Annotated in this window: 7 protein-coding genes; all 7 read left to right on the forward strand. The window is 53.3% G+C overall.

What is annotated here, in order from left to right:
- Positions 1 to 18: 18 nt before the first annotated feature.
- Complete coding sequence (locus EDM57_RS10500; protein ID WP_122904716.1) at positions 19 to 1,026, forward strand: FecCD family ABC transporter permease; 1,008 nt, start codon at positions 19 to 21, stop codon at positions 1,024 to 1,026.
- Entirely contained in the window at positions 1,019 to 2,041 is a 1,023-nt protein-coding gene (locus EDM57_RS10505) for a FecCD family ABC transporter permease (RefSeq protein ID WP_122904717.1), read from the forward strand. Before EDM57_RS10500 ends, EDM57_RS10505 begins: the two co-directional genes overlap by 8 nt.
- Positions 2,042 to 2,333: 292 nt before the next feature.
- On the forward strand, positions 2,334 to 3,563 hold the full coding sequence (locus EDM57_RS10510; RefSeq protein WP_122904718.1) for an MFS transporter: 1,230 nt from the start codon (positions 2,334 to 2,336) through the stop codon (positions 3,561 to 3,563).
- A 92-nt stretch (positions 3,564 to 3,655) separates the two neighbouring features.
- Entirely contained in the window at positions 3,656 to 4,048 is a 393-nt protein-coding gene (locus EDM57_RS10515) for an MmcQ/YjbR family DNA-binding protein (RefSeq protein ID WP_122904719.1), read from the forward strand.
- Positions 4,049 to 4,176: 128 nt separating this feature from the next.
- Entirely contained in the window at positions 4,177 to 5,559 is a 1,383-nt protein-coding gene (locus EDM57_RS10520; RefSeq protein WP_122904720.1) for a sigma-54 interaction domain-containing protein, read from the forward strand.
- A 407-nt stretch (positions 5,560 to 5,966) separates the two neighbouring features.
- Positions 5,967 to 7,349 (forward strand): GntP family permease, encoded by a 1,383-nt coding sequence (locus EDM57_RS10525; RefSeq protein WP_122904721.1) that lies wholly within the window; start codon positions 5,967 to 5,969, stop codon positions 7,347 to 7,349.
- 49 nt (positions 7,350 to 7,398) lie between these two features.
- On the forward strand, positions 7,399 to 8,184 hold the full coding sequence (locus EDM57_RS10530) for a 3-hydroxybutyrate dehydrogenase (protein ID WP_122904722.1): 786 nt from the start codon (positions 7,399 to 7,401) through the stop codon (positions 8,182 to 8,184).
- Positions 8,185 to 8,429 lie beyond the last annotated feature (245 nt).

Here is an 8,429-nt window from a genome sequence, read left to right on the forward strand (position 1 = left end):
GTAGGCGAGGGGAATCGCATGCAATCGAAAAAAGCAGTACCTATCCTCCTACTTGCGGTTTCGCCCATAGCGATTGTGCTAGTGATCGTGCTGTCCATTTTGTACGGGGCCAAGCAGATCGATGCGTACACGATCTATCAGGCTCTCTTCCGGTTTGACGAGGGGAATGTGGACCACCAGATCATCATGCACTCCCGCCTGCCGCGAGTGTTGGGAGCACTTTTGATCGGAGCGTTTTTGGCTATATCGGGGGCACTCATGCAGGGGATGACGAGGAATTACCTCGCGTCCCCCTCTATTATGGGCGTATCCGATGGATCGGCTTTTGCCATTACGCTTTGCATGGTGCTGTTGCCTGCTGCCTCGAACACGACGATGATCTTTATGTCGCTCGCCGGATCGGCAGCAGCGGTCATGGTGGTACTCGCGTTGTCCAGGTTGCTGCCAAACGGTTTTTCGCCTGTTGCCCTGGCTGTGATCGGGACGATCACGGGAACATTTTTGAGCAGTGTCTCGGCGGCAATCGCTTCGTATTTTCAAGTCTCGCAAAACGTCAGCTTCTGGTACAACGCCCGGCTTCACCAATTGGATCCGACGTTGATCTCGCTTTCGATTCCGTTTGCAATCGTCGGCATTGTCATGGCCTTGCTTTTGTCCAAGTCGATCACGATCTTGTCGCTGGGCGAGGAAATCTCGCTCAGTCTGGGACAAAAGACGATGCTGGTCAAAGTGCTGGCTACGGCAACCGTCGTCATTCTCACAGGTATTTCGGTCGCACTGGCTGGAAAGATCGGCTTTGTCGGCTTGATTATCCCGCACATTACCCGCTTTTTGGTCGGGCTTGACTATCGCTGGATCGTTCCCTGTGCAGGCGTCTTGGGTGCCGTATTCCTTGGGCTGGCGGATGTGCTCAGCCGCTTTTTGAACAGCCCGTTCGAGACGCCCATCGGAGTAGTGACTGCGTTTATCGGCGTACCGTTCTTCCTCTATCTGATTTACAAGAGAGGGGGAGGCAAGCATGCCTGAGAAAAAAAGCAGGTTTCGCCTGCTGCTGACCGTAAATATTTTGCTGATTGTTGCGGCTGTATACATCAGCCTGACAAATGGTGTGTTCGACATATCGGTGACGGATGTGGTACGCACCTTGCTGCGGATCGAGCCATCTGCCGATCACGATCTCGTCATTTTCGATTTCCGCTTGCCGCGCATCGTCATTGCCGCTTTGGTCGGCTTTGGCCTGGGCATTGCCGGAGCAGTCATTCAAGGCATTACGCGCAACGGCCTGGCGGACCCTGGAATTTTGGGGATCAACGCCGGGGCAGGGGCGGCGATTGTCGCATTCATGTTTTTCTTCCAGGGAAAATTTACGGGCACAAGCTGGTTTTCGATCATGGCGATGCCGCTTTTCGGTTTGACCGGAGGCTTGCTCGCAGCAGCGCTGATCTACCTGTTCGCCTGGCGCAAAGGAACGCTTGACCCGCAACGGCTGATTCTGGTCGGAATCGCCATCGGCTCAGGTCTGGGGGCTGTGTCGCTGTTTTTGTCGCTGAAAATGGACGCGAACGACTTTGAAATGGCAACGGTCTGGCTGACGGGAAGCATCTGGAATGCGAACTGGACGCACATTGCGGGAATGCTCCCGTGGCTCATCCTGCTATCGCCTGTCCTGCTGCGCAAAGCCCAGGTGCTCGATTTGATGCAGCTTGGCGAGGATTCCGTCAAAAGCCTTGGGGTGTCGGTAGAAAAAGAGCGCAACTACTTGCTGCTGTCCAGCATCGGGATCGTCAGCGCGTGCGTCTCTGTGTCCGGCAGCATCGGGTTTGTCGGCTTGATGGCGCCACACATCGCCAAGCGCCTGGCGGGGATTGCGCACAGATACGTCCTGCCGCTGTCTGGCACGATCGGAATGTTGATGGTGGTGGCCGCAGACTTTATCGCCAAAACCGTGTTTATTCCTGTCGAGTTGCCGGTGGGAATCGTCATCGCGATCATCGGCGTGCCGTATTTTTTCTACCTGCTCAGCAGAGCGAGACCTATGTAAACAAAGCACAGGACAAGATGGGCAAATTTTTTCTTGCCTTGTGATAACTTTTTGTGGTATTCTTGGGTCATTCTACAAGGAAGGGTGACCATCAAGCCAATGATCTACTAACTCCTATTTCCACAAAAGCAATCGGATCATGACGATGCGTTTTTGGATGGGAGTAGTATGTGCATATTGGCGTATAGATGGTAGAGCCTTTGTCTTTTCTTGAAGAAGGTTTCTATGTCTTTTTGGTGTCGATATGTAATGCCTCCTGTCCAGATCGCAAAATGGATAAGGAGGTTTTTTTATGGCTAAAATGCTGCAAAACCGCTATGTCAGAGCTATTTTGTTGTCGGGTCTGTTTTTGCAAATCGGGATCTGGGTGCGCAACTTCGCCATCCTGCTTTACGTCATGGACCATACCGGAGGCGATCCGTTCGCTGTGTCCATGATTTCGGTAGCGGAGTACGCGCCGATTTTCCTCTTCTCGTTTATCGCGGGGACGTTTGCGGATCGCTGGCGACCGAGGCGGACGATGGTCTGGTGTGATCTGCTCAGTGCCTTGTCGGTAATCGCAGTGCTCATCACGTTTATGCTCGGAACGTGGAAGGCGATTTTTTTCGCTACACTGATCTCGGCTGTGCTCTCCCAGTTTTCCCAGCCGTCAGGGATGAAGCTGTTCAAGCTGCACGTACCTGCTGAACAACTGCAAGCCGGGATGTCTGCCTACCAGACGCTCTTCGCTGTTTTCATGGTGCTTGGCCCGATTTTGGGTACATTTGTGTTCCAGCAATGGGGAATGGAAGTATCCATGGTCATTACGGCTGTCGCATTTCTGGCTTCTGCTGGCGTACTGTACCTGCTGCCGCCTGACCGTGTGGAGACAGAGGAGAAAAAAGACTCTGCCCTGCTTGCGGAAATGGCGAGCGGCATCCGCTACGTGCTCTCCAGCCGGGTGCTGTCGCTGCTTGGCGTCTGTTTCCTGGCAGCAGGCTTCGGCATTGGGATGGTGCAGCCGTTGGCGATTTTTCTCGTAACCGAACAGCTTCATCTGCCGAAAGAAAGCCTGCAATGGCTATTGATGGTGCAAGGTATGGGCATGATTGTAGGCGGGGCGCTGACGATGTCGCTGGCCAAAAACGTTCCCCCGCAAAGGCTGCTCGTCATGGGCATGCTCGGGAACGCGGTTGCCCTTGGCATATGCGGGGTGTCTACGCAACTGTGGCTGACGCTTTTGGCCCAGCTGGTTTCCGGACTGCTTTTGCCCTGTATCCACATCGGGATCAATACGATGCTGCTCAAATATACCGAAAGCTCCTTCATCGGGCGGGTTAACGGGATTTTGACCCCGCTGTTTACAGGCGCCATGGTCATCATGATGAGTATATCCGGAGTGCTGAAGCAACATCTTCCGCTCGTCATCATCTATGCCTTCTCGGCTGCCTTGTTCATTATCGGGTTGAGCTTTATTTTGCCGCTGTATCGTATGAAAGAAGGAAAGGTCGGATCCGACGCAGAACAGGTTGGATCATATTGAGATAACGTGATGTTGGCGGATGATCTGGCCACGGTCTCAGCGAAAGTGAGCCGGGTCAGAGCTTTTGCCAAAAAGAGCGGGGGTGCTGTCAGGTGGTGCATGTGCGAATTTCATCCAGGGAAGGTCTGGCGATGGAAGCGGCTGTAAGAGAGCTGGCCATCCGTCTGCCAGAGGTAACGGAAAAGGTGGACAGTTTTGGGCATACGTCTTTTCGGGTAAACGACAAGCCGTTTGTCATGATGGGCGAGGGCGGTGCTGACGGACCAGTCTTGTCCTTCAAGGTGCTCAAGACGACACAGGAAATTTTGCTTGCGCAGAAGCACTTTTACAAAACACCTTACATCGGCCACCACGGCTGGGTGTCGATTCACGCCAAAAATATCGCGGACTACAGCATGCTCGCGGACTACTTGCTGGAAGGCTACCTGTGCGCAGCGCCCAAGCGTCTTGTCAAGCAGATGCAGGCGAAAACGCAGGCGCAGTAAAGCGGCTCTGTTTGTGCTTTTTTATGGAAAAAGCACGCTTCCCCTGATGTCTCCTGCTATAATTCATAAGTAACGAGCTGTGAACGAACGTTCGGCGCAGCGAAATTCCAGGCAAAGGGGGAGCCGTGTTGGATTGGAATCTCCAGCAAATCAGCAAGCTGCTTGAGGTCGTCTTCGAGAATGCCCATGAGCCGATGATTGTGACGGACAGGGACGGCAAAATCCTTTTGATGAACCGGAGCTATCGGGAATTTTTGAATGTGCAGGACGTCATCGGCAAGCCAGTGACGGAGGTCATCGAAAATACGCGCATGCATATCGTCGGCCAGGCGGGCGTAGCGGAAATTGCCGATATTCAGCAAATCAAAGGGCAGAAAATGATCGCCCACCGCATCCCGATCATGGACGAGGGCAAGGTCATTGCCGTGCTCGGGACGGTGCTGTTTCAGGATGTGCAGGAGCTGACTGCCCTGGCTGCGATGGTCGATCAGTTGAAGGACGAGCTGACTTACTATAAAAAAGAACTGCGACGCAGGATGGGCGCGACCTATCATTTTGACCAGATCGTCGGTTACAACCAAAAGCTGCAGGAGCTGAAAAAATTCGCGCAAAAGGTAGCGAAAAGCGATTCGACGGTGCTGATTACCGGAGAGAGCGGCACAGGCAAGGAACTGTTTGCCCATGCGATTCATGCGCAGAGCAAGCGGAAAATGGGGCCGTTCATCCGCGTCAACTGTGCGGCTATCCCTGATTCTTTGCTGGAGTCCGAGCTGTTCGGCTATGAAGAAGGCGCGTTTACCGGAGCGGTGCGCCGCGGGAAAAAAGGCAAGTTTGAGCTGGCCAATCACGGGACGATCCTTCTGGACGAGATCGGAGACATGCCGCTGCCGCTGCAAGCCAAGCTGCTGCGGGTGTTGCAGGAAAAAGAGGTGGAGCGGGTCGGGGCTGTGCGGACGACGCCGATTGACGTGCGGGTTATCGCCTCTACCAACCTGGATTTGCTGCAGCGCATCAAGGAAGGAAAGTTTCGCGCCGACCTGTACTACCGCCTGAACGTAGTCACTCTGTCGATTCCTCCGTTGCGAGAGCGGCTGGAAGATTTGCCGGAGCTTGTTTCCAACCTGCTCAAACAGCTCAGCGAGTCTACAGGTGTCACGGTCAAGGTGATCGACGAGGACGTGTGGCCTGTGCTGCGCGGCTACTCCTGGCCGGGAAATGTGCGGGAGTTGCGAAATGTGCTGGAGCGGGCGCTGCATCTGGTGGAAGACGATGTGCTGAGAAAGGAGCACATTTGGCTGCCGGCTTCTGATGAAGTGGTGCCAGTTGCTGCTGCTTCACCGTCTGGCAGGGAGCTGCGGCCGCTCAGGCAGCTGCTGGAAGAGACGGAGCGGGAAGCGCTTATGCTTGCGATGCAGCAGACCGGGGGAAACAAGCTGGAAGCGGCAAAGCTTTTGCAGATCAGCAAGTCCAGCTTTTATGAAAAGTGGGAGAAGTATCAACAGAAAAAATAGCGGCAGTGCTTTTCGAAGCTGGGACACGGTGGACGAGCCGTGGTCCCGGCTTTTTTGATCGAGAGAGCGCTGGCGCATTTAGCTTGATTCCGCGTTTCTGGAAAGCGAAAAGAGAGCAGACGGGTAGTAGCAGAAGGTTTTGACTTTTCGATCAGATGAATTTTGCGGTGATTTTTGCCAGATTCCATAAATGCGGACGCGTTTTTCCGGAAATCCGGAAGTTTTTGCAAGCGCTATCATTTTGCTGTTGCGGCCCGTTTGGCCAAAAGCGCGTCTGATTGCGATTTGTCGGAGTTTGGCTCAAATTGGCACGATCCATGCAACTCAAAAAGAAATGTAAGCGATTTCTTTTGGTGGGTACACACACTATGCTCTCCAGGCGGAGGGCCATTTGAAAGGAGAATTGTATGATTATTGAAGTGTTGTCCATCGTGATCGCGCTTGGTCTGTTGATGTTTTTTGCGTACCGGGGCTACCCTGTGATCGTCTTTGCCCCGATTTTTACGCTGCTGGCAGTCGTGATGTCGGGAATTGCGCTTTTGCCCAGCTACACGGAAACATTCATGACCAACGCAGCCAACTATGTGAAATCATTTTTTCCTATCTTCCTGCTTGGTGCGATTTTTGGAAAAGTGATGGAGCTGAGCGGTGCCGCTTCGTCGATTGCGCATGCGATCGTGAAAGCGCTTGGCTCGAACCGCGCGATCTTGGCGGTCGTTCTGGCATGTTCGATTTTGACGTACGGCGGGGTGTCGCTGTTCGTCGTCGCTTTTGCTGTTTACCCGTTTGCTGCCGCGATTTTCCGTGAAGCAAACATCCCGAAACGGCTCATTCCGGGAACGATAGCGCTCGGGGCATTCACCTACACGATGGATGCTTTACCGGGAACGCCGCAAATTCAAAACATCATTCCGACGACGTATTTCGGTACCGACGCCTACGCGGCTCCAGTTGTGGGGATGATCGGGGCGATCATCGTTTTCGTCGGCGGGATGACGTGGCTGGAGCGCAGACGCAAGCAGGCGGCTGCTGCCGGAGAAGGCTATGGCGAAGGACATTCGAACGAGCCGGAATTGTCCAAAAACGAAACGTACATGAACATCTGGGTAGCGATTCTTCCGCTGGCGCTCGTGCTCGTCGGCAACTACCTGTTCAGCCGTGGCATCTGGACAGTGGAAAGCTGGTATGATGCTGCGATGCTCAAAGACTCGTTCAAAATTGAAAATGTGAAAAACGTCGTGTCGTCCTGGGCACTGATTATTTCCCTTAGCTTGGGAATCATCGCAGCACTGCTCATCAACGTAAAGCAGGTCAAAACAAAGCTGGCAAGCGGTTTGACCGCAGCAGCCATGGGTGCTTTGCTGGCGATCTTCAATACAGCGTCCGAAGTTGGCTTTGGAAACGTCGTGAAAACATTGCCTGGCTTCAAGCTGATTCAAGACTGGATTTTGGGCGCGAGCAACCATCCGCTTGTCTCGGAAGCGGTCGCCGTAAACGTGCTGGCAGGTGTGACCGGATCGGCCTCTGGCGGGATGTCGATTGCCTTGGAGGTCATGGGCAAGCAATACCTGGAGATGGCCAACGCCGCGGGAATCAGTCCAGAGCTGTTGCACCGGATTGCTTCCATGGCTTCGGGCGGGATGGATACGCTGCCGCACAACGGAGCGGTCATCACGCTGCTCGCCATCACCGGCTTGACGCATCGCCAGTCGTACAAGGACATTTTTGCCATCACCGTTTTGAAAACAGCCGCCGTATTCATACTGGCCTTCGCTGTTTCCATTTTCTAGGTTGCGTATGGACGGAGATAGACAGCATGTCGGAGAGGAGACAAACCATATGGAGAAACTATTGAACGACCAGGTTGCATTGGTAACAGGAGCTGCGAGCGGGATCGGGCTGGAGATTGCCCGGACGTTTGCGGCAGAGGGAGCCAAAGTCATGCTGCTGGACTTGAACCGGGACGCTGCGGATGCAGCTTCTGCCCGCTTGCAAGCGGAAGGCTATGAGGCGATGAGCCTGAGTGCCGATGTTACGAACGAGGAACAGATACAAAAAAGTATCCAACAAGCCGTGGAGACTTTCGGCAAGCTCGATATTTTGGTGAACAACGCAGGTCTTCAGTTTGTCTCGCCGATTGAAGAGTTTCCTACGGCCAAGTTCGAGCAGATGATCGCTATCATGCTGACAGCGCCGTTTATCGCGATCAAGCACGCTTTTCCCGTCATGAAACAACAGGAGTACGGGAGAATCATCAACATGGCTTCCATCAACGGCTTGATCGGTTTTGCAGGGAAAGCTGCGTACAACAGTGCCAAGCACGGGGTAATCGGCTTGACCAAGGTGGCCGCGCTGGAGGGAGCAGCAGACGGTGTAACCGTCAATGCGATCTGCCCAGGCTATGTCGACACACCGCTGGTTCAAAACCAGTTGGCCGATCTGGCGAAAACTCGACAGGTGCCGCTGGAAAAGGTTATGGAAGAAGTCATTTATCCATTGGTTCCGCAAAAACGACTGCTGCAGGTGCAGGAAATCGCCGACTACGCTGCGTTTTTGGCGAGCAAGAAAGCGCAGGGCATCACCGGCCAGGCCGTCGTAATTGATGGCGGATACACGGCGCAATAAGCTTTATTATGCAAAGGAAGCAGGAGCCTCTTGTTTATGGAGGCTCTGTTTTTTGTCCGAAGTTTTTTTGATAAACTAGAAAAAAGCTCTTGTATTCTGTTTTTAGATGTGATAGATTATTCCTTGCCGCTAAGAACGGTGACAAAATACGAGAAAAGATAACAACTTTCGACAAAAAAGTTCTTGACTCGTAAATAACGAACGTGATAAGATATAGAACGTTCGAAAAAATGCTCTTTGAAAAC

The organism is Brevibacillus gelatini (assembly GCF_003710935.1).
Taxonomy (GTDB): Bacteria; Bacillota; Bacilli; order Brevibacillales; family Brevibacillaceae; genus Brevibacillus; species Brevibacillus gelatini.

What these genes read in the sequence shown, in the direction of transcription:
- EDM57_RS10500 (WP_122904716.1), top strand. Translation starts at nt 19, where the DNA reads ATGCAATCGAAAAAAGCAGTACCTATCCTCCTACTTGCGGTTTCGCCC.
- EDM57_RS10505 (WP_122904717.1), top strand. Translation starts at nt 1,019, where the DNA reads ATGCCTGAGAAAAAAAGCAGGTTTCGCCTGCTGCTGACCGTAAATATT.
- EDM57_RS10510 (WP_122904718.1), top strand. Translation starts at nt 2,334, where the DNA reads ATGGCTAAAATGCTGCAAAACCGCTATGTCAGAGCTATTTTGTTGTCG.
- EDM57_RS10525 (WP_122904721.1), top strand. Translation starts at nt 5,967, where the DNA reads ATGATTATTGAAGTGTTGTCCATCGTGATCGCGCTTGGTCTGTTGATG.
- EDM57_RS10530 (WP_122904722.1), top strand. Translation starts at nt 7,399, where the DNA reads ATGGAGAAACTATTGAACGACCAGGTTGCATTGGTAACAGGAGCTGCG.